This is a genomic window from Anaerocolumna sp. AGMB13020, from assembly GCF_033100115.1.
Classification (GTDB): Bacteria; Bacillota; Clostridia; order Lachnospirales; family Lachnospiraceae; genus Anaerocolumna.
The window spans coordinates 4861216-4886793 of sequence record NZ_CP136910.1; the positions used below are offsets into that span (position 1 = coordinate 4861216).

Consider the following 25578-nt stretch of genomic DNA (forward strand, 5'->3'; position numbering starts at 1 on the left):
AGGACTCTGCAAGCAAACTCTTGGTCAGTAAGAAGTCATGTAAAAGTTTGAGAGCTAAGATAAAGTACATGGAAATCCTTAAGAAAACAGGATGTAAGATAAAAATGATTGTGGAGAAACTAAATCCGTCTATCAGAGGACAGATTAACTACTTTGGTAAAGTCAACGCCGCTGCTATGAAGTACACCTTGGACTGTGTGGATAGAAGAATTGTAGAATTGGCGATGTGCAAATATATAGATTTTGTGGTAGAAGACGTTTAGCAGAAAACTGGCTCTCTCAAGTTAAGAAAAGAGACCAGCCTTATTTGCCCATTGGAAATATAGGTATGGTCGAAATTTCTCATAATAGAGAAAATTCTCCTACTCGATCGCTATCCTGGAAGTTTTTGTGTTTAATATCCTAAATATTTCGTATAAATGTAATAGCTCCCTTGAAAAATTCATGCTATGATGGTAAGATTTGAATTAGTAAAATTTATGGGGGAAATAAAATGACTGATGCAGAAAAACTTGATCTGATACTTGACAAGATAATGGATTTTGAGAAGACGTTAAAGGAGTTAAAGAGACAGCAGATGAAAGACACGGCGGAACTTAAAGCAATGGATGGTATGATTTTAGATGAAGTTGAACATGTGCATGAAATACTAAATAGAAAGACGGATGCTTTGGAAAAGAGGATAGGATAAAAAGGAGGAGGAGGACTTGCCACCGCTCCTTTGCTTTTGGTGGAGTGGAGAGTATATTCTTGTAAAGAGCTTGTGCCTTATTATATAAATCAGTCTGAGTAGACTGTAAATTCTCATTTTTGCTACCTGTTAGGACCGATTATATCCTTAATCCATTTCCAGCCAGACGATAGCCCATAGAAGCAAAAGTATAAGAAACAAATAGGAGATTAAGCACTGAAATAAGGAGTGCTTTTTTTCATGATAGAAAATAATTTAATTATTACCTATCCGATATATCTAGGAAATATAACATTTTTTACAAAATATCAAACCATAATATAATAAAATTTACAATTGCAAATAACTATAAGACATTATACCTATAAAAAGTTTCGTTATTTTGCCGATTATAAGCTGGGAATTTGTACATAATAACAGGATAGTGTAACTTGTACTTAAAAAGGCTGCATATATAATATTGTAGAAAATAAATAAGTTATCAAATAAATTGTATTTTTTTGCATTTGACAAAGGCGAAAAAGCACTAAATACAATATAAACCCTGCATAATTATAGATAAATTCACTGTTTGTAAAGATTTATTGACAAGAGATTAATTGTATTATATAATACAACTTGTGATGACGGCTTAAAGTCGTTAAGATATTGTCTAATATGAATATTTGCAAGGTTGCTTTTCTAAATCATTGAATGTCAATGAAGAAAGGCTTTTTTTGTATAATAGTTTAATGATTTAATGGTTCACCGCATTAAAGCGGAGAAATACATAGCAAAATTCGAGTGTTTATATCAGACTAATATCAACAATATATTAAGGAGGAAATTTTATGCAAAAAAGAGTGTTAGCATTATTGCTGACCGTTGTCATGGTATTTACGCTTGCAGGATGCAAGGGCAAAAATGACACCGGAATCTCAACAGAGCCTACAGCAACCCCTACTGAATCCACAGAAGAGCCAGCAGCAACAGAGGCTCCTGCAACCCCCACAGAACCTACAGGACAGCTTATCATCGGTAGTACAACTGACTTAAGCGGTGAATTCATTCCTTTCTTCCAGAATGGTGCAGCTGATAATGATATTTATCAGATGACAAATGGATATTCAACTGTTGCAGTAACAAGCGCAGGTGAGTTCATTGTTGATACGACTGTTGTAAAAGACAAAAAAGTTACTGATAATGAAGATGGTTCCAAGACATATACATGGACAATTAACAGCGGACTTGTTTGGAACGATGGAACTCCTATTACAGCAAAAGACTATGTAGCTAACCTGCTTTTATGGTCTTCCAAATTAGTTTCTGATATGGGAGCAAACAATACTATCGTTGGTATGTACTTTAAAGGTTTTGCTGATTATTCAACCGGTAAGACAAAAGAATTTTCCGGTGTTAATTTAATAAGTGATGATACATTTGCTGTAACCATTGATGCAGCTAACCTTCCTTACTACTATGAGTTGGGTCTGGTATCTGTTCAGCCTACAAAGCTTTCTTTCTATACAGATGATCAGGTTACAATCACTGATGACGGAAAAGGTGCATATCTTTCCGATAACTTTACATTAGAAAACTATGAAGCAAAAATCAACGCAGCAAGAACTACAATACCTGCAATTACATGTGGACCTTACAATGCAGTTAGCTTTAATGAGTCTTCTAAAGAAGCTGTTATTGAAGTTAACCCTAGCTATGCAGGTGATGAAGAAGGTTTAAAACCTCTTATCAAAACAATCATCTACAAAAAAGTTACAACTGAAACAGCTCTTGATGAGTTAAAGACTGGTTCTGTTGACCTGTTAAACGGTATGGCAAGTGGTGATGAAATCAATGCTGGTCTTGACTTAGTTGACAAGGGCGGATTTGCTTATACAGCTTATGACCGTAACGGATATGGTAAATTACAGTTTGTTTGTGATTTCGGACCTACACAGTTCGTAGAAGTTCGTCAGGCTGTTGCTCAGCTGTTAGATCGTAATGATTTCGCAAAAGCTTTCACTGGCGGTTTCGGTTCTGTTGTAAACGGACCTTACGGACCTGCTATGTGGATGTACCAGGATACAAAGGATGTAATTGATGAGAAGTTAAATGCTTATGCATACAGTCTTGATAATGCCGTTAAGGTATTAGAAGAAGGCGGCTGGGTATATGACAAAGACGGTAAAGATTATACTTCAGGTGTTCGTTACAAGAAACTTGATGACGGAACCTATATGCCTCTTATCCTTGAGTGGGCTTCTTCCGAGCAGAATGCAGTTTCTGACCTTTTAGTAGTAAAATTACAGAACAACCCTGATGTAGCGGCTGCTGGTATCCAGATTAATCAGACAGTAATGACCTTTACTGAGTTATTAAGCTACTTATACAGAGATGGTTCAACTGATAAGAAATACTCCGTTCCTACTTACAACATGTTCAACTTAGGAACAGGATTTACACCTATCTATGATATGGCAGCAACTTATACAAGTGATCCTGAGCGTATCAAAGCTGGTGATAACACCAACTTCATAACGGATGAAGAATTATCCAAGCTTGCTAAAGATATGGTATTAGTTGATCCTTCTGACAAAACAACTTTCGAAAGCAAATTTGTTTCCTTCATCGAAAGATGGAACTATTTATTACCTGATCTTCCTCTGTATTCCAATACTTACCATGATTTCTATAACGCTAAGTTAAAGAACTATAATCCTAATGGTATCTGGGATATGTCATATGCTCTTATGAAAGCTTATGTTGAAGAATAAGAAAGTTCAAGTGTAATTTATATTGCTGATGAAATAGGGTATGTTTCATACCCTATTTCTCATGAAAAAAGATGATTGCATGGCTCATCAAGGAAGTCTTTCTTTATAAATAGGGTTCTTCACTGGGCTTAGGACTCGCACTGTTATCTAAACTTAGTGAAGAAGCCTATTTAGTCATGATAGGCAAATAATAAGAATTCATAGAAGCGATTTTCGTGTCTTTTTTAGACAAGTTATTAAGTAGGAGGAAATAAGGATGTTAAAGTATATTGGTAAAAGAGTGCTTTACATGGTATTTGTATTTTTTATCATGTCTCTTGTTATGTTCTTTTTATATAATCTGATACCCGGAGATCCGGCAAGAGCAGAGTTGGAGCCCATGAAGAGTAAGTTGAAACCGGAACAGTATCAAATGAGATACGAGCAGCTAAGAGAGCAGATGGGCCTGGATGACCCCATAATCGTGAAATACGGTAAATGGATAGGAGGGGTAGTACAAGGTGATTTCGGTAATTCTGTAAGATATAAGAAACCGGTTATTGAAATAGTGAAAGCTCCTATGGGAAACACCATTTTTATCAATATTTTTGCAGTAGTACTAGCTCTGGGAATATCAATTCCTTTAGGAATTATTTGTGCAGTAAAACGTAATTCTGTTTTTGATAATACAGTACAGGTACTTACCATAGTCGGATACAGTTTGCCTGTATTTATTATAACACTGGTTGGTATCTTTTTATTCTCTGTAACACTGGGGTGGTTCCCTGTCAGTGGTATGAACACACCGAATTTTAAAGGCACAGGTCTGGCATTTCTTTTAGACAGAATGCATTACCTGACATTGCCTCTGATTGTAATGACCATTGGATCATTAGGCGGTATGACAAGATATGTCCGTGCAGCCATGATTGAATCTCTTCGTATGGACTATATCAGAACAGCGAGAGCAAAAGGTCTTAAAGAGAAGGTTGTTATATATTCTCATGCCTGGAGAAATGCCTTGCTGCCGGTTATTACATTAATTATCGGCTGGTTCATCAGCATCTTCTCAGGTTCTTTGGTTATTGAGGAAATGTTTAATCTTAACGGTATGGGTAAGTTTTATATGGATGCTTTGCGTAATCAGGATTATAATGTTGCCCTTGCGGTGCAAATGTTTTATATGGTTGTCGCATTAGTTGGTAACTTAATTATAGATTTAAGTTATGGTTTTGTAGATCCCCGTGTCAGGGTTAATCGATAGAAGGAGGCGCACATATGGAAAATAATAAAACGCCGAAAAAGAGAAGAAGTTTCTTAAAGCTTCTATTCATTAAGGCCTTTGGCACAGGTGAGAAGAAATTATCAATATTAGAAGAAGAACAGATGCAGGGTCCTATTAAGACTATTGTTAAGAATTTTACCAGTAATAAGCTTTCAATGACAGGCTTAATCGTATTCTTTTTAATATTTGCAACTGTTATTATCGGACCTTTTTTTGTAAAACTTGATTTATCCTATACAGAAACCAGTCAGCAGAATGTTGCTCCAGGCAGAGACCTGATGGATATCCCTTCATCATTGCAAGGCAAGGTAGCTGAGATTTCCGTAGGACCCACTTATACAGTAGCTGTATCCACTGAAGGCCAGTTATATATGTGGGGTAAGACCAAGATTACAAATACCCTTAATTTAAAATATGTTCCTACAGGTATGGGAAAGATTAAACGTATATCTGCAGGTTTTGACCATATACTGGCATTGAATGAAGAAGGTCAGGTTTTTGCCTGGGGCAGTGACAGGCAGAAGCAATGTGAGGTGCCTGAAGAAATACAGGGACTGGGTAATGTGGTCGATATTGTAGCCGGATATCAGTGTTCCCTGGTTTTAACAGATGACGGCAAGACTTATTTCTTTGGAAATGATGCGAACAATGATTATAAGAACAGCCATGCCTATCAGGGACAGATCACGAAAATTGCGGCTACCTCTGACGCACTGTTAGGACTTACCAAAGACGGTCAGGCAGTATACCTTGGAAGACAGACAAACAGCTATACAAATCTTCCTGAGAATATGGGTACAGTGGTAGATATTGCAGCAACCGCATCTACAATGGCAGCAGTAAACAGTGACGGTAAAGTATTCGTCTGGGGTAACCTTTCTGAAAGAGGAGAGGGAAAAATACCGGAAGTATCTGAGAAGCTTGTGTCAATAGAAGGCGGAAGATACCACTACACAGCTGTTACTGAAAGTGGCAAGGTGGTAGCTTGGGGCTTTAATAACTTTAAGCAGTCAGAGGTTCCGGCAGCCGTTAACAAGAGCAATATTGTTAAAGTCTATACCGGCTCTTATCAGAATTATGCAATTACAGACAATGGTAAGGTATTAACCTGGGGCTTAAAGGGATATTTCCTGGGCTCTGATGAGTTGGGCAGAGATATCTTAAACAGATTAATCAATGGTGGAAAGATGTCCATGACAATCGGAGCATTATCCGTTGTTATCTCTACAATTATTGGTGTTGCTATCGGTGGAATATCTGGTTTCTTCGGTGGCAGAATTGATATTGTTTTACAGCGTATCGTAGAAATTGTTTCCGGTCTTCCCTTTTTACCATTTGCCATGATACTTTCTGCTTTATTGGGTAATTCCCTTACCTCGACACAGCGAATTTATCTTATGATGGTAATTTTAGGTCTTTTAAATTGGCCAAGCCTTTCACGTCTGGTTCGTGCCCAGGTGCTTTCAGAACGTGAGAAAGAATTCGTTACAGCGGCAAAGGCTGTAGGTGTTAAGCAGTTATCCATCGTATTTAAACATATACTACCCAACGTGGTTTCTGTAATTATTGTTACTGCAACCCTGGATTTTGCTACTTGTATGTTAACAGAAGCAACATTGTCCTATTTAGGATTCGGCGTACCGGCACCTCAACCTACCTGGGGAAATATGCTCTATGGTAGTAACAATAGTATTGTTATACAGAGCTTCTGGTGGAGATGGGTATTTACTTCCATCATACTTGGTATCTGTGTAATTTGTATTAACTTAACCGGTGATGGACTGCGTGATGCAATCGATCCGAAATCTCAGGAACGTTAGGAGGAACTACAATGGCATTACTGGAATTAAGAGATCTACACACATTTTTTAAGACCAAAAAAGGTACAATTAAGGCAGTTAACGGCGTTTCTTATAAGGTTGAAGCTGGAAAGACACTTGGTGTCGTTGGTGAAAGCGGCAGCGGTAAGAGCGTATCAGCCATGAGTATAATAAAGCTGTTGGATGGTAATGGTTACATCGACAGCGGTGAAGTAATTTTCAATGATAAAGACTTAGCAGATGTATCTGTAAAAGATATGGCAAAGATTAGAGGTAATGATATTTCGGTAATTTTTCAGGAGCCTATGACTTCCCTGAATCCGGTATTTACGGTGGAAAAACAGGTTTCTGAACCTTTCATCATCCATCAGGGTATGAATAAAAAGGAAGCTGCTGAAAAAGTGGTAGAAATGCTGAAACAAGTTAATATACCGAATCCCGAGGCGGTAGCAAAGCAATATCCTCATCAGCTATCCGGCGGTATGAGACAGCGTGTTATGATAGCCATGGCACTTGCCTGTAAACCTAAACTTCTTATTGCTGACGAACCTACAACTGCTCTGGATGTTACCATTCAGGCACAGATCTTAAAGCTTATGAATGCTTTAAAGAAAGAAAACGGAACATCCATTCTCTTTATTACCCATGACCTTGGTGTAATTAATGAGATGGCAGATGATGTTGCTGTAATGTATTGCGGTCAGGTTGTTGAGATGGCCCCTGCAAAAGTTATCTTTGGAAAAGATAACAAATATTCACATCCATATACGGAAGGGTTAATGTATTCCATTCCCAGACTGGATACACCTACCGGTGTCCGCTTAGAAGCTATTCCAGGAGCGGTACCTCATCCCTTAGATCTTCCAAAGGGCTGTAAATTTGCCCCCAGATGTAAGTATGCAACGGATAAATGCCGTAATGAAGAACCTGCATTGGTCGATGTGGAAAAAGGGCATCCCGTTCGTTGTTTCTATCCGGAGAAAGGAGTAAGGGCAAATGGAAAATAAGGACAGAAAAGTATTAATCAGAGTACAGAATTTGAAACAGTACTTTCCAATAAAAAAGGGCATGATGCAAAAGGAAAAGCTTTTCGTAAGAGCCAATGATGACATAACCGTTGACATTTATGAAGGTGAAACCTTAGGACTGGTAGGAGAGAGTGGTTGCGGTAAATCTACCCTTGGCCGTACTCTTTTGCAGCTGTATAACCAGACCGATGGCCGTACTATGTACTATGGAAGAGATGTAGATGAAATAGCCCCTCAGTATGTATTGGATATTCTTAAGAGTTTGGTTGACAGAAAAAAAGAGTATTTTGTACTGAATGAAAAGGCTGCTACTGTTAAAAAACAGTATGATGCACTGCCTGACGGTGATGCGAAATATGCTATGAGAACACAGCTTTTAGAAGCAGAGAAAAATGCAAGAGACAGTTTTCTTGACATTGTACAGCTAGTAGGCGGATTCTTTGTAGCAGATGACATGGCTCCTATTTCTGAGGTTCTTGTAAGAGAATACAAAGCCGGTGTTGAATACCGTAAGCTGAATGAAAAGTTAAACGATACCAGAATAGCTTATGAAGGATTACGTTCCACCTTAAAGGAAAAGGGAAAAACGCAAGAGCAGATTGCAGCTGGTACAGAGAATGTATTACTCCAGATAAAGAAACAGGAAGAAATTATAAAGATTAAAGAGAGAGAGCTGGAAGAAATCCGTAATGAGATTTATAAGCTCATGAAAAAATATGAGAGCAATCCCGACTTTGCAAAATATGAAGTTTACAGAGATAAAGGAATTAATTTAGCCAGATTAAGCGAAGAGGAGAGCCGTAAGCTTCGAAAGGATCTTCAGCTTATCTTCCAGGATCCTTATTCCTCCCTTAATCCTCGTATGACAGTAGGACAGATTATTTCTGAGGGTTTACTGGCTCATAAATACTTTGACAGAAACGATGAAAAACTTCAGAATTATGTTATGGAAGTTATGGAGAAATGCGGTCTTGCACCATATTTCATCCATCGTTATCCCCATCAGTTTTCAGGAGGTCAGCGTCAGCGTATTGGTATAGCACGTTCACTAGCCCTAAAGCCAAAATTTGTTGTTTGTGATGAGGCGGTATCAGCCCTTGACGTTTCCATTCAGTCACAGATCATCAACTTGTTACTGGACTTAAAGGAGCAGGAAAACCTGACATACCTTTTCATATCACATGATTTAAGTGTTATCAAATATATCAGTGACCGTGTAGGTGTTATGTATCTTGGAAATATTGTGGAACTTGCTTCTACGGAAGAGTTGTTTGCACATCCCACACACCCCTATACAGAAGCCTTATTATCCGCTATTCCTACAACAGATGTAGATAACAAGAAAGAGGCTATTATTCTTGAGGGTGATATTCCAAGTCCTATTAAACCGCCTACAGGATGTAAGTTCCATACACGTTGCCGTTACGCCACAGATATCTGTAAGAAAGTTGTTCCTGATTTTGAAGAGGTAAGACCTGGTCATTTCGTGGCTTGCCATCATAAAATAGTAAATTCATAAGAAAAGAGGGTGATCTGGTGTTATTTCAGAAAAAAACAGAGAGAGCAATGAACTGGCTGAAAGAGAAGAATGAAAAAACAGCAGGTGATAATTCTTCTGATACACCGGATACACCGGACATTTCTATAGGCAGTGATTCCGGTGAAAAAATAGAAAATACTGCAAATGAGTCTGAATATGAAAACTGGGAAGAAGAAGTATCGGACAAAAAAAATAAAAAGAATGCAGAAAAGAACAAAGGTATGGAGCTGGAGAAATATGATTTTACAGCCATGCTATTGTCCGCATTTCTGATTTTTCTACCGGTAACACTGTTGATTTTAGGGCTGTTCGCATTAATATCCTGGGTTTTCTTTTAAGGTTATTGAAATGGTGTAGGTCATTAATCTTCTGGTTCATGACAATGATATCAACATAGAGAGAAAATTACAGGTTTTACTCAGCAGTCAAAAGAGTGTATTAAATATGCAAAGAAAAGTACAAATAAAAGGGTATACCTGGATCTAATCACCCCGTAAGTTCGTCTTAAAACAAACTTATTGGGGCAAAATCAGAATCCAGGTATACCCTTTTTATTGGTATGTCTTGAAAATTCAATTTCCTTTCCGAATGTCCATGTAGCGGTATTCTACATTGCAATTTTGGGAACAATACACCACTGCGTACCCAAAAATGGCGCCTTGGGCTCCCACAAAGTAAAACTCCCAGCACAAGGAGCTTTCAGGCATATCCTAGTTGTTTTTGTAATAAAATATAGCTATTTGAGTACGGTCCCTTAAGGAAAGCTTTTCGAGAATCAAACTGATATAATTTCTAACAGTACCTTCACTTAAAAATAGTAATTCAGCAATTTCTTTGTTCGATAACCCGTCAGCTATTTTGCAGATGATTTCGAATTCTTTATCTGTTATTCCGTAATTTATATAATTAGCCTTATTATTAGACTGCTGTAATAATTCAGGCAGTTTCGTTATGATTTCATTTCCATATACATTCTGACCTTTATACACTGCATGGAGCGAAGGGAGTATACTTTCAAAATCCTGTTTTAGCATATAGCCTTTTGCTCCTATATTCAGGGCTTTAATGATATAATCATCATCAAGAAAGGTAGTGAGGTATAATATTTTAGCATCTGGGTAGTCTGCCAGTATTCTTTCACCAGCTTCAAGACCTGACATGGGTTCCATACGAATGTCCATAAGCAGAATGTCTGGAATTGTCTCCTGATACAGCAGGATAGCCTCCTCCCCATTGAATCCATTTCCACAGACGGTAATATTGCTGTCAGAGGATAATATGATTTTTAAGGAGGAGCACACAAGTTTGTCATCGTCAATTATTAAGACTTTCATTTAAATAAATACCTCATTTCTTTTTATATCATTGACACAACATTAAAATGTATCAAAAATTATTGCTTTGGAATACTGATAAAAATCTTAAAACCATTCTCAACGGTTACATTCATATTACCCTGGAAGCCTTTCACTCTGTCAGTAATATTTTGCAGTCCCATACCATCATAGTAATTGGGTGATTTTTCATATGCCTTGAACCGATGACGTTTATCCTCCTCAATCTGTCCGTTATCAGATATGATCAGCTGATAAATAGCAGGATGTTCTCTTAAGCTGAGCTGCACTTTCGTAGCACTGGAATGCTTTATAATATTAGACAAGGATTCTTTGATAATTGCTATAAAAGCATATTTTAACTTAATATCAGGATTATTTCGTATATCATAATCGAAATCAACAGCACAGAAAGTAAAATCCTTTAACAGAGTTTCTATAGATGCATATAAATCGATTGACTCGTCATACATATTATGAATACTCAGGCGAATACTGTCCATTCCCTGGGAAAGAGAGGTCTTTAAAGCAGACAGACCTTCTTTCTGTGTGTCATCCTTTGTGATAAGCAGAAGAGCGCCAATCTGAAGAAGAGCGCGGGATAGTATATGACCAACATTATCATGAATTTCTTTTGAAATACGGTTTCTTTCATTTAAGGTAGCCATGGTCACCTCGTAATCCTGATTTTCTAAAAGACTCTGGTTTCTTTCTTCCTGCAGAAGGGCCAATTCCTTTGAAGTATCCCGTTGCTCATTGTAATCTGCCTTCATCAGGCAATATTTCTGAGTCTTGTGTTTCAAAAAGGTGGCCAAGGTAAACAAAAGCAGCAGAAAAGCCAGTCCTTTCATAGTATAATCCTGAAAATTAGTAATCAGTGGAATCAGCAGGAATACGATGAGACCGCTGTATAAGCCATATATAATTTCATAATAAATCACAGGTATTAATAACAGGCTTGGCGGCCAGTACTGACAAAGTCCAAGAGCCAGTAAAAATAAGGCCAGCTTAATGCGTTGGTTATCTGAATAGGTACTTATAGAGGCCAGTATGACAAAGATTATCACATGAGCCGGTGAGTAGGCAGAAGGAAAACATGCCAGATACAAAAACAGGCAGGTTATGGCCAATATTACTTTGTCATAAAGGTATGGCATATCAGTCTTCTCCTTCAGCTGGTTCCTCATAGATAACTAGTTTTCTATATAATAACAAAAGGAGAAATAAAAAGCAATTCATATTGCACCGTCCAATTGATTAACGTATAATGGGGAAAAGAAAAAGAATGGATGCAGGTATTTTTATGGTGATCGAAGTAAAGAATCTGGTGAAAAGATATGATAGAGTTATAGCCTTGGATTATCTTAATTTGTTTGTTGAAGAAGGACAGATTCATGGCATTCTTGGTCCGGCTGGCTGCGGTAAGACAACCCTGGTTGATTGCCTGCTGGGTTTTAAGAAATATGATAAAGGCTCCATTCTCTTATGGGGAAAAGGTCTTGAAAAGGATGCGTATGATATCAAAAGCAACATCGGGGTTGTACTGGAAGAAGCAGCAATATTTGCAGAGCTTACACTTGCTGAGAATATAGAATATTTTTGTGGATTATATTCAGGGGACAGGCAAAAGGTAAAAGAACTGACCAGAGAAACAATTGAATTTCTCGGACTGGAGGATTTTGTAAAGCTTTATCCGAAGAAGTTAAGTCCTGGTCTGCTCAAACGTCTGAATTTTGCCTGTGGTATCGTTCATAAGCCTAAGCTTCTTATTTTGGACGAACCTTTAGAAGGCAGTGACCCCCACAGTAGGAAGAAAATAATGGATTCTATCATAGAACTGAACCGTAAGGGTACGACTATCCTTTATATCTCACAGGATATGGAAGAGGTTGAACAGATCTGTACAGACATTACCATGCTTGACAAAGGCAGGGCAATAGCACATGGAACAAAAGAAGAATTAAAAGATATGATTTCTTTGGGTGAAAAAATAACAGTTGAAGCTTATTCCCTGGAAGAGGAACAGCTTAGGAGTATTCAAAAGCTGCCAAATGTATCAGATGCTGGTTATGATAAGCAATTTTTAACTGTGAAGGCTAAGAAAGGCAGGAATAATCTGATAGCTTTATTGGATTTTCTGCAGGAAGAAAAGATTCCCTTTGGCAGGATATATACTGAAATTCCTACCCTAAATGATGTGTATCTGGAAATAACCGGTAAGGAATTAAAAGATTAAGTATAAGACAGTCCAATGCACCGCAGATGGAGAAACGGCAAAATGCAATAACTATGCTTTACTCCTCGGATAAGTGCAGGAATAAGAGGTAAGAATGAATGTTTTCAGGTATCTGGAGCTATTCAGGTCCAGAATCATATTATTGTGCAGACGGAGGAGAATACCAATCTTCTCGTTTTTATTGCCGCTGCTTTTAATGGGGATTGTTAATCTGACTTTCTCCTCCATACCGGAGGAAAGTAACAAAGAGATAATAAAAATTGGGATAGCAATTCCATATAAAGAACCGATACCGGATTTTTTAAAAAATAATATCACCTTTCATATCACATACGCAGAGAAGGAGAAGCTTGCTATACTGTTACAACAAAAGCAAATAGACAGTTATCTGGTTTTTGATAAAGTCTTAGAGCTGCATGTTAATGAAAAAGGGAGAAAGCAGGCAGCTATAAAAGGATATCTTGATAGTGCCCTGCAATCAGAAGACCTTCAAAACGGCTATGGGTATAAAGAAAATCAACAGACGTTTAGGAGGGAAACAAATGAAAATAATGTAAAGGTTGACTATGTAAATGACTTAACTGGTACTGTTATGGTACAGGATTATAAGTACCTTTCATTCCTTTATATCACTGCAATTGTTTGCCTTATTGGAGCAAGATGGGGATTCGCTGAAATAAGGGAGCTTATGGCTGATGTTTCCCATATCGGTAAGAGGCTGAGACTAAGTCCATTTTCCAGCGGAAGATTGCTTTTAATACATCTGGCAGCTGCATTTATATTGCATACTGTCTGTATAATGGGGTATTCTTTTTTCATTATTCAGACCTGGAGCAATCCATTTAATATAAAGCTAGAGTTATTTATGACTGTAGTTGCAATGGGGTCACTGGCTGGTATTCTTACCGGGGCTTTGATTGGAACGATAAGAATTGTTAACCTAAAAGTGAAAGATGTCTTGCTTAATATCATGCTCTTATTCATGTTCATAGGAACCTTTTGCATTCCGGGTGCCCTTCGTTTTCTTATCAGTCAGAGACTTCCTTACTTAAAACTTATCAATCCGCCTGCATTAGTGACAGAAATGCTCTATGCGCTGGTATCAGGAAAAGGCGTTTTCTTATTCATACAGGATGCTGTCTTACTTGCAATATATATACTCCTAGTTGGATTCTGGCTCTTTATCAGATTCAAAAGATATAAACATTAATGAAATCAGAAAGGAAACAACTGCTGTGTCAAAGGTATATGTAAAGCTTTTGAGAAAATCCATATTGATACCTGTTCTTTTGCTGATTCTATTTATAGCATTTATATTGTATAGAGAGTATAGCAATACGGAAGGCAGAAATACTGCCGGTATAAGGGCTGATATTTTGATTATCAACAGAGATATGGGGAGTGTCATAACTTCAGGATTAATCAAATATTTAAGCAGATATTCGGAGCTGGTTATTTCTAATTCGGATATCTCTTATTTGGATTATCTTTCATCGATACAATATGACTATGTAGTAGATATTCCGGAGGATTATCAAAAGCATTTTATGGAGGGCAGAAATCCGGCTGTTAATATTGCAGGAACCAGTAACGTGGAGTATCTGCCTATAAAGAATTTATTAAATGGTTATCTGACTGCTGCCGGAAAGATATTAAAAGTAAATAAGGATATTTCACCGGTAGAGCTGGTAAAGGAGCTGGATAGCGCTTTGGGAAGGGAAACGGCAGTAATACTAGAAAAAGAGGATCTTCGGTATCAGAACAATCTTTTTCTTAACAGCTATATAAAAGGTGCTGCCTATTTGCTGGTTTTTATAATGTTTTTTGTGATTGGCAGAATCAGTAGTTATTACAGTGAACCGGGCGTCAGGAAAAGACACGATTTAGCACCATTTTCAGCACTTAATAATAATTTTAAACTGTTAAAAGACAATACTTTATTTGTGGTGTTATGCAATCTTATTCTATTTTTAATAATGTTCCTGCTTAAACCGGATATAATAATGGAATGGAGCCTGGCAGTATACTTTATAAATTTTCTGATTTATTCTCTATGTATATTGGGGATATGTTACCTTATAACGGCATTGGCTTTTCGATATGAAATAAATGTAATACTAATTATTTTACTTACGGCCTTCATAGCATTATTAAATGGAGATTTTGGAGCGGATATAACGGATATGAAGGAAATGGCTGTTTTTTCAGCAGAATTCACACCTGTTTATTGGTTAAATAAAGTCAATTATGCAGTTAACAATTCTATTGTCTCTGATTGGGATGGCATAAAAAATATTGCAGCCATGCTTGGTATGAATGCATTGCTTGCAGCAGCATATTTTTCGGTAGCGCTGGTTATTAATAAGAATAGAAATGAGAGTATATAACGGAGTGAACATTTGTTCGAAAAACTCTTGAAAAATGATTTGATCTATGTTAAACTGATACAAACAAATGTTTGTTTGTGGAGGTAGCCATGAGTATCGTAATACAGGAAAATATGACAGTGCAGAAGAAGCTTGAAATACTTTCAGATGCAGCAAAATATGATGTGGCGTGTACTTCCAGCGGAGTAGACAGAAAGGGCAGCGGTTCAGGTATTGGAAATTCAGTAGCCTGCGGTATTTGTCATACCTTTTCAGCCGATGGCCGATGTATTTCACTTTTAAAAATACTGCTTACGAATGAGTGTATCTTCGATTGTAAATATTGTATGAACAGAGCTTCCAATGATGTACTGCGTGCGACTTTTTCACCGGAGGAGATATGCAATCTGACCATAGAATTTTATAGAAGAAATTATATTGAAGGACTTTTCCTAAGTGCGGGAGTTTTGAAGAGTCCTGATTATACCATGGAACAGATGCTCAAAACATTAAGAATGCTTCGGGAAGAATATCACTTTAATGGTTATATCCATTGTAAGGCAGTACCGGGTGCAGATCCGGTTATCGTTGAGATGACCGGCTGGTATGCAGATAGAATGAGCGTCAATCTGGAGCTTCCTACAGCGGACAGTCTTAAGATGCTGGCGCCTAATAAGACACGTAAGAATATATTAAAGCCAATGAAGCAGATACAAATCGGCAGACTTGAGAATAAGGGAATGCCGGTATTTAATCGAATCCCCTTTTCAGAGGAGGATGGTTATGATACCGGGCGATATCTTACAACTGCTGCAAAAGCCCAAACCACCTCAGATATTGTCTTACCTGATATAAGTGATATTGTAACAGCAGATCCTTCTGGTTCCTCATTTGGTCTTATAAAGCCTCCGTCTGTCAACAGAGGGTTTGTTCCTGCTGGTCAAAGTACACAGATGATAATTGGAGCAACACCGGAGAGTGATTATCAGATTATTTCTGTAGCAGAAGCCCTATATCAGAAGTTCGACTTAAAAAGAGTATTTTACTCTGCCTATATTAGTATAAATGATGACAGTAATTTGCCCGCCCTGACCCAGGGACCGCCTCTGTTAAGAGAACATCGCTTGTATCAGGCAGACTGGCTTCTTCGGTTTTATGGTTTTCAGGCATCGGAGCTGCTATCGGAGAACAGGCCTAATTTCAATACGCTTATGGATCCGAAATGTAACTGGGCTCTGGGCCATTTGGAGCAGTTTCCGGTGGAAGTGAATAAAGCAGATTATTATACTCTTTTAAGAATACCAGGAGTTGGAGTCAAGTCTGCCCAGAGAATTGTAAGGGCTAGAAAATCAGCTAATCTGACCTTTGAAGACCTTAAAAAGATAGGTGTAGTCTTAAAACGGGCCTTATATTTTATAACCTGTAACGGCAGGATGATGTATCCAGTAAAAATAGAAGAGAATTATATAACCAGTATGCTCTTACAGGTGAAAGAAAAACTTCCTTTAGGAATTGAAGCGGCATCTGCCTATAAGCAATTGTCACTATTTGACAATGCAGATTTCACTTCTGCTAATGCAGATTTTCGAAGTTTGTCGCAAGATAATTTTCTTTCCGGCTTAGGAGGATAAACTGCGACAGTTTTTTCCTTTCTGAAGAGAGCAATTGAGAAGGAAAAGAAAGTACGTTCACACTCTTTGTTTCCTATGTGCGTGCGGAAACGGGCAGACGGAAGCATAGTTAAATAACATAAATATTACATTATCAATAATTGGGAAAGTTGGATTGTAATACCAGAAATTTGAGCGTGAAAGAAAATTATTTTGAAAGGCTGCCACACAAAGCATCTTTCACCATTTTTTAATTGTGGCGGTATCGCCGGTAAAGTAGCGATATACAATGTGTGTAAATATGAGTGAAAAGAAAGTATACCAGTGTGAGGATAGTTTAGAGGGCATATTAACAGCGGTATATGATGCCTGGAGCAGCAGAAACGGACATGGCAATAATGAAATCCGTATACTCTCTGGTGACTACCAGGGGAATATGGAATTGTTTACAGAATATATAATTGTCAAAAATTCAGAAGAGAAAATTTCAAAGGTCATTAAAGCTGTTTACGAAAAAATATCATCAGAAGCTTATGAATTAATCTGCAGTGCAGCCTGTTCCTGTGAACAGTCCAGAGGAGATGATATCTATCGGTTCTTAATTGTTGGCTTTTCTGTTGGAAGAGAGATAGTAGATCAGCTTCATAATAAATATGTTATGAGGATTTTTGAGCTGACACGTAATGTATCCAATGAAGCTCACCATCTAAAAGGGTTTCTGCGCTTTCAAGAAATAGAAGAAGGAATTCTGGTTGCAAAAATAGCTCCTAAAAATGATGTAATACGCATATTAGCACCTCATTTTAGTGACAGATTATGTCAGGAAAATTTTATAATATATGATGAAAATAGGAATACAGCAATAGTGCACGGAGAAAGCAAAGCATGGTTTTATACCGATAGTTCCATGCTGGATGTGGACAGGATAAAAAATATTTCTGAAAGAGAAGAAAGTATAGATATTATGTGGAAAGCTTTCTTTCAAACAATATCGATCAAAGAACGTGAAAATAAAAATTTACAAAGAAATAACTTGCCAATTCGGTTCAGGAGTAATATGACTGAATTTGAATAATCTGTAAAGGAATAATTTCGAGCGTATGAGAGATACTAAATGCGTAAAATTAAATCATTTTATAGGAGGACTATCATGAAGAAAAGTTTATGCCTGTTATTTTCAATATGCTGTCTCACATTATTAACCTTTACAGGTTGTGCTACTACGGATGACAATAATAATTCTGCAACCAACGGTAAAAAAAATGGTACTACAGATTACAATGATACCGGTAAAGGCACCAATGACACAACTACTGATTATAATAACGGAACAACCAATGGTACAAACGGAACAACCAATGGTACAACTGGAACAACCAATGGTACAACTGGAACAACAAACGGAACAACCAATGGTACAACTGGAATGACAAACGGTACAGGTAATACCATAGGAAATGATGTAAATAATGCAGCTGATAATATTAAAAACGGTGCGAAAGATGCAGTGGATGATGTCGGAGATGCATTAAATGGAACCACAAATGGAACTACAAATGGTACCACAAACGGAACTAAAAATGGAACCACAAACGGAACAACAAACGGTACAACGAGATAACAGTTGAGATGCATTAAACTTTAGGATTTAATTTTTATTTTTAATGGAACTGTTTTATGACAGTTCCATTAAATTTTTACTTTTATTTCAAAGAATTACAGCCTGTAAATTATATATGAATTAAGCAGGCCAAACATAATTACCAGTAAAACTACATTTATGATAAACATAATTCTTGATTGTTTATTTTCTTAATACATATTTATTGGGTCAAGGTATATAAGCTATATTCTTCTTTATCTTTCATAATTGTTTTTATATACCGAAATCCTGCTTTTAACAAGAGAGAAACGGAAGCCTGATTAAGTGGATTAGTCAAGGCACTTATTAACTTAATATCCAGACTGAGATTAGCATAATTAATTACTGCTGTAACAGCTTCAAGTCCATAACCAAAGCCTTGATATTTACTATCCAGTAAAAATCCAAGTTCAATTACATCCTCTCCATCAAGTAAATGCTGTTCGAAACCACATTGACCTATGAAACAACCGGAATCTTTTAAGTAAACACCCCATAAACCAAAACCGTAGAAATGATACATAGAATCAATATAAGCTTTATGCTTTTCTGTAAAATCTTCAAGGCTGTTATGAGCAACCGCCTGTATTTGAGGTAAAAATTTATTAACGATTGGATCGCGGTACATATTAAATAAAAGAGGAATATCTTCAAGAGGTATTTCTTTAATCAAAAGTCTCTTGCTATCGGCTATAGTAAGGGGGATATTATGAAAGCGCTGATAAATTCTATTAAGAAATGACGAATCGATTTCCTCAAAACCCTCAATTAATATTTCAGACTTACTCAAATCTTGATTACCAGAATTCGGATTAACATAACCTACAACCGGAATTCCAGCAGCACAAGCGGCTTTAACGCCATTAAAGGAATCTTCGATAATAATACACTCATCTATACGTAATCCCAGCTCATTTACGGCTTTCAGAAACACATCCGGCGCAGGTTTCGGATTAGCCACAGTAGTGCCGCTCACAAGCTTATCAAAGTAAGTGGAGATATCAAGTGCATTTGCGACGGATTTGATTTCCTCTGGTGTAGACGAGGAAGCAATAGCCAGTAAAAAACCTTGCGAATGCAAGTGCTTAATAAGCTGCTGTACATAAGGAACAGGAATATAACCCTCTGTATTTATACGAGAAGCTAAACAGTCCTTGTAACGCATATGCAGATCATCTACAGAAATATCCAAATGAAAATCCTTAATCATAGTTTTTAGCATATGTTCAGTAGTAGAACCTATAAAACCATAAGGATAATCAAGCGCTGCAAAAACATTAAGAGTCTTCAAGGCATCTAATGCCGCCAGAGCATGAGAAGGCTCGCTGTCAATAATAACACCATCCATATCAAAAATTATACCTTTGAGCATAATGTAGACCTCCAAGTTATTCATAAAGTCAGGCGGAACGTCAGTTTTCATAAAAGATTATTATTATTATATCATACAATAACATCTATTGATAGAAATAGAGATCAATCATATAATTTGTATTTTTTCATAATAAATCTAAAAAAAAATAAGCTATGGAAATAAAAAATATACCGTCTCCAACTTACCCATCTTAGCAACCCATTAGATACTTTGACTTTCTCAATTACTATGTTATAATTGTTGACAAAAGCAAAAGACAGGAGAAATACATGGAAAAGGCAATTGTAACCTTGAAAAAAGGCGAAGGAAGAACATTAAAAGCCGGTGGAATGTGGGTTTTTGACAATGAGATAAATACTATAGATGGAGAGTTTAACGACGGTGATCTGATACATGTACATGACTTTGACGGATATTACATGGGGTGTGGGTTTATAAACAGGAAATCCAAGATAACAGTTCGTATTTTATCAAGAGTAAAAGGTGAGGAAATAAACAGGGATTTTATTAAAATGCGTGTCAAAGCAGCCTGGGAATACCGAAAAAAAGTTGTGGACACAAGCAGCTGTCGTCTGATATTCGGAGAAGCGGACTTTCTGCCGGGAATAGTAATTGATAAATTCTCTGATATACTGGTGGTACAATCTCTGGCATTAGGAATTGACAGGTTAAAATCAGATATCTTGGAGGAACTAACTGCGGTATTAAGAGCAGATGGAGTTGAAATAAGAGGAATTTACGAAAGAAGTGACGCAAAAGTTCGTGACAACGAAGGGATGGAAAGGGTAAAAGGCTTTATTGGAGCAGCCTTTGATACAAAAGTTGAAATTGTTGAGAATGGTGTCAAATATTTGGTGGATGTAGCTGAAGGACAAAAGACCGGGTTCTTTCTGGACCAGAAATACAACAGAGAAGCAATCAAGAAGTTATGCGTTGAGGCGGAGGTGTTAGACTGCTTTACACATACAGGATCATTTGCTCTGAATGCGGGAATTGCTGGAGCAGCCAGTGTTACCGGAGTTGATGCTTCTGCTTTGGGTGTCAGCCAGGCAGAAGAAAATGCAGCCCTAAACGGATTGAGTGACAGAGTACACTTTATCTGTGAAGATGTCTTTGAACTGCTTCCAAGACTTGAACAGGAAGGGAAAAAGTTTGATGTAGTAATCCTTGATCCTCCTGCATTTACAAAGTCCAGAAACTCTGTAAAAAATGCGGTGAAAGGATATCGGGAAATCAATCTTCGTGCTTTAAAGCTTATAAAGGACGGAGGATATCTGGCCACCTGTTCCTGTTCTCATTTCATGACACCTGAACTCTTTGCTGAGACCATCGGACAAGCGGCTAAGAGTGCCAGAAAGAGGCTTCGTCAGGTTGAATACCGCACGCAGGCTCCCGATCACCCTATACTCTGGGCTGCTGATGAATCCTATTACTTGAAATTTTATATTTTCCAGGTATGTGAGGAGAAATAAATGAACTATGATGGTGCGTTGGAGTTTTTGGAAAAGTCAAAGAAAATAGGAAGTAAACCTGGTCTTACGGTAATCGGTCAGCTTCTTGAAGAACTTGGTTCACCTGAAAAAGACTTGGCCTTTGTTCATGTTGCCGGCACCAATGGCAAAGGTTCAGTAAGCACCTATATTGCTACGATACTGGCGCAGGCAGGATATTTAACCGGACGTTTTTCTTCGCCGGCAGTATTTGCCTACGAGGAAATTATACAATTGCTTACAGTTCATAAGGATGCTAAGAATAAATCTGAACCCTTGTCACTCCAGCCGGTGCAGAATCAAACAGAGGCAGTAACAAAATTTAAGGCAACCGCTTCTGAACCGAAGACAGTCACGAAAGCTCAGGGAACCGTTTCTAAACACGAGACAGTCTCAAAAGCTCAGGGCACCGTTTCTGAACCGGAAACAGACACAAAAGTTCAGGTAACCTCTATTGCAAAAAAAGACTATACTTTCTGTATGGAACAGATTCAGGAGGCTTGCAGCCGGATGGTATTGGCTGGAATGGCACATCCTACCTCTTTTGAAATTGAGACTGCACTTGCATTTTTATATTTTCGCAGGATGAAATGTGATATTGCAGTACTGGAAACAGGTATGGGAGGAAGCCTTGATGCAACCAACATTATACCTACTGCAAAATGTGCCGTTCTAACCTCCATTAGTATGGATCACCTGGAGTATCTGGGGAATAGCTTGGGAGAGATTGCCGGTCATAAAGCTGGTATTATCAAACAGGGAATACCCGTTGTATCCTACCAGCAGGAACCAGAAGCAGAAAAAGTAATTAAACAGGTCAGTCAGTCCAAAAAAGCGAACCTGTCCATAGCTGACTTTTCTGCAATTCATATCCGCAGAATGGATATGGAAGGAACTGAATTTGATTATAAAGAGAAAAAAGAACTTACCATAAAACTGCTTGGAAGAAATCAGGTGTATAATGCAGTAACAGCCATTCTGGCAATTGAAGCACTAAATGGTAACGGATATTCCATAAATTTGAACCAGATACGTGAAGGTTTTCGGGAAGCTTCCTGGCCAGGCAGATTTGAGTGTATAAAAGACGAACCTGTTATTATACTGGATGGAGCTCACAACGCTGATGCAGCACTTGCTCTTGGCAAAAATATAAGAACCTATTTACAGGGAAAGGTACTTTATTATATTATGGGAGTGTTTAAAGATAAGGATTATCAAACAGTTCTGCGCCATACAGCTGACTGCAGCAGTAAGATATTTTGTATAACCCCTCCCGGCCCAAGAGGTCTGCCCTCCAAACAGCTTCAGGAGGAAGCATTAAAACTTGGTTATCTGGCTGAGGATGCAGGTGATATCCATCGTGCATTCAGGCTTATAAGTGCAGAGGCAGCAGCAGAGAGACTGAATTTGAAGGATTATGCTGTATTAGCCTTTGGGTCCCTGTCATTTTTGAATGAAGTGAGAGAAGAGGCGATTAAAACATTTGCTTTATAAGCTCATCTATGGTTTTAAACACAGAAGAATTGAAATATAAATAAACGGAGGTTCCTATGATCGATTTGCAGGATAGCAGAAATGAAATTGACAGAGTGGATAAGGAAATGGTACGTTTGTTTGAATACCGCATGCAACTGACACGAGATGTGGCGGAGTATAAGATTCAGACAGGTAAAAAGGTTTATGACAAGGAGCGGGAAGCAGGAAAGCTTACAGCACTGAAAGCCCTTGCCGGCAATGAATTTAACAGGCATGGAGTAGAGGAGCTTTTTACACAGATAATGTCCATGAGCAGAAAAATGCAATATAGTCTGATCGGTAAGAAGGACAGTGATATTCCTTTTACGGAAATTGAGGATATAGACGTAACCCCTAACACAAAAGTCATATGCTTCGGAGCAAAAGGTTCTTATACGGAACAGGCCTTTAGAGAGTATTTCGGGCCGGAGGCGGCAGAGGAAAATGCAGGCACATTCAAAGAGGTTATGGAGAAAGTAAGCAACGGCATCTGCGATTATGGAGTTCTGCCCATAGAAAATACTTCAACAGGAGGAATTACGGATATTTATGATCTCCTCGTAGAGTATGATATCTCTATAATGGGTGAATATATATTAAAGGTTGACCATGCGCTTCTGGGCTTAAGAGAGGCAGAGCTTAAGGACATTACAAAAGTGTACTCCCATCCCCAGGGACTTATGCAGTGCCAGAAATTTCTTGCAGCAAATCCGCAGATAAAACCTATGGAATGTACCAGTACCTCTGACGGAGCGAAAAAGGTATTGACAGACGGGGATATTACACAGGCAGCCCTTGCAGGGAAACAGACGGCAGAGGTTTACGGTTTAAAAATATTAAAAGAACAGGTAAACCATGAAAGTACTAATTCAACCCGTTTCATCATAATAGGTAAAGAGAAGAAATATAAGAAAAATGCGAAAAAGCTCAGCATCTGTTTTGAATTACCACATGAAAGCGGAACTTTGTATAACATGCTTTCTCATTTTATTTATAATAATCTGAATATGACGAAGATTGAATCAAGACCTTTAGAGGGGAAGAACTTTGAGTACCGCTTCTTTGTGGACTTTGAAGGAAACCTTAAGGATCCTGGTGTCAGAAATGCTCTTTTTGGAATCAATGAAGAGGCCATCAGTCTTAAGATACTGGGTAATTATTAATTGGAAATTACATAAGTGAAGTGACTTTCAGTTTTCCAGTATGCAAAAACGAAGGACTTATCAGCTTTTTTGTGTAAAGAGAAGCTTAAAATAACTTATGTAATTCATAATTTTTTCAATTTCTCTACACAAATAAAACATATTTTAATGTTAAACTTTACTCATAACAAAGAAAACAACATATAAAATAGATTGCAGAATTTGAAAGGAGAATGTAATATGAGTGAATTTAACTATGAGAATAAAATCCTTGAAGGACAGGAAGTCATCACAGAGGATACTCCTAAAAAGGTGAAGAAGAAAAAAGGCAGAGGAAAAGGTTTTGTGAAGCTGGTAGCTTCTGCTTTGGTATTCGGGCTGGTTGCAGGAGCGGCTTTCCAGGGATACTATACATTAACAGCAGGCAGCAGTAACGTAGTGAAAGAAGGTTCTGCAGCAACCGATAACAGTACCGGTGCTGATGGGGTTACAACCATAGAAACCAGTACGTCCGGTTCTAATACCTCCAGTGACGTGTCAACTGTAGTGGAGAATGTAATGCCCTCTATCGTGGCTATTAATTCCACCATCAACCAGGTTACTTCTGATTTCTTTGGCAGACAGTACAATCAGCAGGAAGAAGGCAGCGGTTCCGGGATTATTATAGGACAGAATAAGAACGAGATATTAATAGCCACTAATAATCACGTAGTAGATGGAGCTTCTTCCGTTGAAATCGTATTCAATGACGGTAAGACAGTTGCAGCTACCATAAAAGGAACTGCACCAGGATCTGATCTTGCGGTGGTTTCTGTAAAAGTCAGTGATCTTCCTGAAGGTACGATTGATAATATTAAGGTAGCATCCTTAGGCGATTCTTCTTCCTTAAAACTTGGTGAAATGGCTATAGCGATTGGAAATGCCTTAGGCTATGGGCAATCGGTAACTGTTGGATATATCAGTGGTTTGGATCGGGAAGTAACAGTAGATAATATTACTTTTAAATTAATCCAGACAGATGCGGCTATCAATCCCGGAAACAGCGGAGGTGCACTGTTAAATTCCAAAGGCGAAGTAATTGGAATAAATTCTGTTAAATATGTAGATGAAAGCGTAGAAAGCGTTGGTTATTCCATTCCGATCAGTGATGCTATCCCAGTAATCAATGAATTGGTGAACGGTACCATTACTGACAGTACCCAGAGTGCTTATCTTGGAATTCTTGGCAAGAATACAGGAGATTATGCTGAAAGCTTTAATATGCCGACAGGTGTTTATGTAAATGAGATAGAGGATAACTCTGCAGCTGCACAAGCAGGCTTACAGGTAGGAGATATTATCGTTGGCCTTAACAATGTTACTGTAAGCTCCATGGAAGATCTGCAGAAAGCTTTAAGTTATGTAAAGGCAGGTTCTACTGGTACGATAAAAGTGCAATCCCTTGTAAACGGTAAATACGAAGAAAAAACCCTTGATATTACTTTAGGTACCAAGCCAGAGAATTAATAATTACTTGAGATAAGAATTAGAAGCTGTTAAATTCATCTGAATTCTGCAGCTTCTTTTTTTATGCTTCATAATTTTAATAAGTAAACAGGTAATTCCTTGACAAATGAAACAATAGATGAGTATGATATATATCAATTACATAAGCGTAGAAACGCAATACGAAGCAGTCATGCGAGAGCGCGGAAAAGTAATAATAAGAAAGCAAGCAAAAATGTAGGAAAGTAATCAGAAGAAAGCAAGCAAAAACGTAGGAAAGTAATCAG

General features: G+C 37.8%; 21 protein-coding genes. 18 read left to right on the forward strand and 3 right to left on the reverse strand.

From position 1 onward, the window contains the following. Nucleotides 1-47 precede the first annotated feature (47 nt). From R2R35_RS20470 to R2R35_RS20510, 8 genes are all read left to right on the forward strand, one after another. Nucleotides 48-263 (forward strand): group II intron maturase-specific domain-containing protein, encoded by a 216-nt coding sequence (locus R2R35_RS20470; RefSeq protein ID WP_317731693.1) that lies wholly within the window; start codon nt 48-50, stop codon nt 261-263. A 230-nt stretch (nt 264-493) separates the two neighbouring features. After that, on the forward strand, nt 494-691 hold the full coding sequence (locus R2R35_RS20475) for a hypothetical protein (RefSeq protein ID WP_033167815.1): 198 nt from the start codon (nt 494-496) through the stop codon (nt 689-691). An 830-nt stretch (nt 692-1521) separates the two neighbouring features. Continuing rightward, entirely contained in the window at nt 1522-3444 is a 1923-nt protein-coding gene (locus R2R35_RS20480; protein ID WP_317731696.1) for an ABC transporter substrate-binding protein, read from the forward strand. A gap of 256 nt (nt 3445-3700) precedes the next feature. After that, a complete protein-coding gene (locus R2R35_RS20485; protein ID WP_317731697.1) occupies nt 3701-4687 on the forward strand; it encodes an ABC transporter permease in 987 nt (328 codons plus the stop codon). A 14-nt stretch (nt 4688-4701) separates the two neighbouring features. Continuing rightward, nucleotides 4702-6528, forward strand: a complete 1827-nt coding sequence (locus R2R35_RS20490) for an ABC transporter permease subunit (protein WP_317731698.1) — start codon at nt 4702-4704, stop codon at nt 6526-6528. Nucleotides 6529-6539: 11 nt separating this feature from the next. Next, nucleotides 6540-7535, forward strand: a complete 996-nt coding sequence (locus R2R35_RS20495; protein ID WP_317731699.1) for an ABC transporter ATP-binding protein — start codon at nt 6540-6542, stop codon at nt 7533-7535. Beyond that, nucleotides 7525-9075: an ABC transporter ATP-binding protein gene (locus R2R35_RS24505; RefSeq protein ID WP_331670164.1), complete on the forward strand. Its 1551-nt coding sequence runs from the start codon at nt 7525-7527 to the stop codon at nt 9073-9075. The genes R2R35_RS20495 and R2R35_RS24505 overlap by 11 nt, the downstream gene beginning before the upstream one ends. A 17-nt stretch (nt 9076-9092) precedes the next feature. Continuing rightward, entirely contained in the window at nt 9093-9434 is a 342-nt protein-coding gene (locus R2R35_RS20510) for a hypothetical protein (RefSeq protein WP_317731700.1), read from the forward strand. Between the two features lie 372 nt (nt 9435-9806). Here R2R35_RS20510 and R2R35_RS20515 read toward each other — a convergent pair whose 3' ends face one another. Both R2R35_RS20515 and R2R35_RS20520 read right to left on the reverse strand, forming a co-directional pair. Continuing rightward, the gene (locus tag R2R35_RS20515) at nt 9807-10430 is read right to left on the reverse strand and encodes a response regulator transcription factor (protein ID WP_317731701.1); all 624 of its coding nucleotides are present in this window, start codon (nt 10428-10430) and stop codon (nt 9807-9809) included. A 59-nt stretch (nt 10431-10489) separates the two neighbouring features. Next, nucleotides 10490-11587 (reverse strand): sensor histidine kinase, encoded by a 1098-nt coding sequence (locus R2R35_RS20520; RefSeq protein WP_317731702.1) that lies wholly within the window; start codon nt 11585-11587, stop codon nt 10490-10492. A gap of 146 nt (nt 11588-11733) precedes the next feature. On the opposite strand from R2R35_RS20520, the gene R2R35_RS20525 reads away from it, so the two are divergent. The 6 genes from R2R35_RS20525 (at nt 11734) to R2R35_RS20550 (ending at nt 18263) form a co-directional block, all read left to right on the forward strand. Continuing rightward, on the forward strand, nt 11734-12666 hold the full coding sequence (locus tag R2R35_RS20525; protein ID WP_317731703.1) for an ABC transporter ATP-binding protein: 933 nt from the start codon (nt 11734-11736) through the stop codon (nt 12664-12666). Between the two features lie 94 nt (nt 12667-12760). Beyond that, nucleotides 12761-13876, forward strand: a complete 1116-nt coding sequence (locus tag R2R35_RS20530; protein ID WP_317731704.1) for an ABC transporter permease — start codon at nt 12761-12763, stop codon at nt 13874-13876. A gap of 25 nt (nt 13877-13901) precedes the next feature. Continuing rightward, nucleotides 13902-15053, forward strand: coding sequence for a hypothetical protein (locus R2R35_RS20535; RefSeq protein WP_317731705.1), 1152 nt, complete (start codon nt 13902-13904; stop codon nt 15051-15053). Nucleotides 15054-15148: 95 nt separating this feature from the next. Continuing rightward, complete coding sequence (locus R2R35_RS20540) at nt 15149-16663, forward strand: putative DNA modification/repair radical SAM protein (RefSeq protein ID WP_442872303.1); 1515 nt, start codon at nt 15149-15151, stop codon at nt 16661-16663. 280 nt (nt 16664-16943) lie between these two features. Continuing rightward, nucleotides 16944-17717, forward strand: a complete 774-nt coding sequence (locus R2R35_RS20545) for a TIGR03915 family putative DNA repair protein (RefSeq protein WP_317731707.1) — start codon at nt 16944-16946, stop codon at nt 17715-17717. Nucleotides 17718-17792: 75 nt separating this feature from the next. Continuing rightward, the gene (locus tag R2R35_RS20550) at nt 17793-18263 is read left to right on the forward strand and encodes a hypothetical protein (protein WP_317731708.1); all 471 of its coding nucleotides are present in this window, start codon (nt 17793-17795) and stop codon (nt 18261-18263) included. A gap of 202 nt (nt 18264-18465) precedes the next feature. Here the strand turns inward: R2R35_RS20550 and R2R35_RS20555 are convergent, their stop codons facing one another. Continuing rightward, nucleotides 18466-19656: a GNAT family N-acetyltransferase gene (locus R2R35_RS20555; protein ID WP_317731710.1), complete on the reverse strand. Its 1191-nt coding sequence runs from the start codon at nt 19654-19656 to the stop codon at nt 18466-18468. A gap of 272 nt (nt 19657-19928) precedes the next feature. Between R2R35_RS20555 and R2R35_RS20560 the strand changes: the two genes are divergently transcribed. The 4 genes from R2R35_RS20560 to R2R35_RS20575 all read left to right on the forward strand — a co-directional run bounded on the left by R2R35_RS20560 (nt 19929) and on the right by R2R35_RS20575 (nt 25312). Beyond that, a complete protein-coding gene (locus tag R2R35_RS20560; RefSeq protein WP_317731711.1) occupies nt 19929-21131 on the forward strand; it encodes a class I SAM-dependent rRNA methyltransferase in 1203 nt (400 codons plus the stop codon). Beyond that, a complete protein-coding gene (locus R2R35_RS20565; RefSeq protein ID WP_317731712.1) occupies nt 21132-22643 on the forward strand; it encodes a bifunctional folylpolyglutamate synthase/dihydrofolate synthase in 1512 nt (503 codons plus the stop codon). A gap of 56 nt (nt 22644-22699) precedes the next feature. Beyond that, a complete protein-coding gene (gene pheA / locus R2R35_RS20570; RefSeq protein ID WP_317731714.1) occupies nt 22700-23827 on the forward strand; it encodes a prephenate dehydratase in 1128 nt (375 codons plus the stop codon). Between the two features lie 219 nt (nt 23828-24046). After that, nucleotides 24047-25312, forward strand: coding sequence for a S1C family serine protease (locus R2R35_RS20575; protein ID WP_317731716.1), 1266 nt, complete (start codon nt 24047-24049; stop codon nt 25310-25312). The last annotated feature ends 266 nt before the right edge of the window (nt 25313-25578 follow it).

Bases quoted from the DNA above. Each gene is read 5' to 3' on its own strand.
- R2R35_RS20475 (WP_033167815.1), top strand. From the start codon at position 494: ATGACTGATGCAGAAAAACTTGATCTGATACTTGACAAGATAATGGAT.
- R2R35_RS20480 (WP_317731696.1), top strand. From the start codon at position 1,522: ATGCAAAAAAGAGTGTTAGCATTATTGCTGACCGTTGTCATGGTATTT.
- R2R35_RS20485 (WP_317731697.1), top strand. From the start codon at position 3,701: ATGTTAAAGTATATTGGTAAAAGAGTGCTTTACATGGTATTTGTATTT.
- R2R35_RS20490 (WP_317731698.1), top strand. From the start codon at position 4,702: ATGGAAAATAATAAAACGCCGAAAAAGAGAAGAAGTTTCTTAAAGCTT.
- R2R35_RS20495 (WP_317731699.1), top strand. From the start codon at position 6,540: ATGGCATTACTGGAATTAAGAGATCTACACACATTTTTTAAGACCAAA.
- R2R35_RS24505 (WP_331670164.1), top strand. From the start codon at position 7,525: ATGGAAAATAAGGACAGAAAAGTATTAATCAGAGTACAGAATTTGAAA.
- R2R35_RS20515 (WP_317731701.1), bottom strand. From the start codon at position 10,430: ATGAAAGTCTTAATAATTGACGATGACAAACTTGTGTGCTCCTCCTTA.
- R2R35_RS20520 (WP_317731702.1), bottom strand. From the start codon at position 11,587: ATGCCATACCTTTATGACAAAGTAATATTGGCCATAACCTGCCTGTTT.
- R2R35_RS20525 (WP_317731703.1), top strand. From the start codon at position 11,734: ATGGTGATCGAAGTAAAGAATCTGGTGAAAAGATATGATAGAGTTATA.
- R2R35_RS20530 (WP_317731704.1), top strand. From the start codon at position 12,761: ATGAATGTTTTCAGGTATCTGGAGCTATTCAGGTCCAGAATCATATTA.
- R2R35_RS20545 (WP_317731707.1), top strand. From the start codon at position 16,944: ATGAGTGAAAAGAAAGTATACCAGTGTGAGGATAGTTTAGAGGGCATA.
- R2R35_RS20550 (WP_317731708.1), top strand. From the start codon at position 17,793: ATGAAGAAAAGTTTATGCCTGTTATTTTCAATATGCTGTCTCACATTA.
- R2R35_RS20555 (WP_317731710.1), bottom strand. From the start codon at position 19,656: ATGCTCAAAGGTATAATTTTTGATATGGATGGTGTTATTATTGACAGC.
- R2R35_RS20560 (WP_317731711.1), top strand. From the start codon at position 19,929: ATGGAAAAGGCAATTGTAACCTTGAAAAAAGGCGAAGGAAGAACATTA.
- R2R35_RS20565 (WP_317731712.1), top strand. From the start codon at position 21,132: ATGAACTATGATGGTGCGTTGGAGTTTTTGGAAAAGTCAAAGAAAATA.
- pheA (WP_317731714.1), top strand. From the start codon at position 22,700: ATGATCGATTTGCAGGATAGCAGAAATGAAATTGACAGAGTGGATAAG.
- R2R35_RS20575 (WP_317731716.1), top strand. From the start codon at position 24,047: ATGAGTGAATTTAACTATGAGAATAAAATCCTTGAAGGACAGGAAGTC.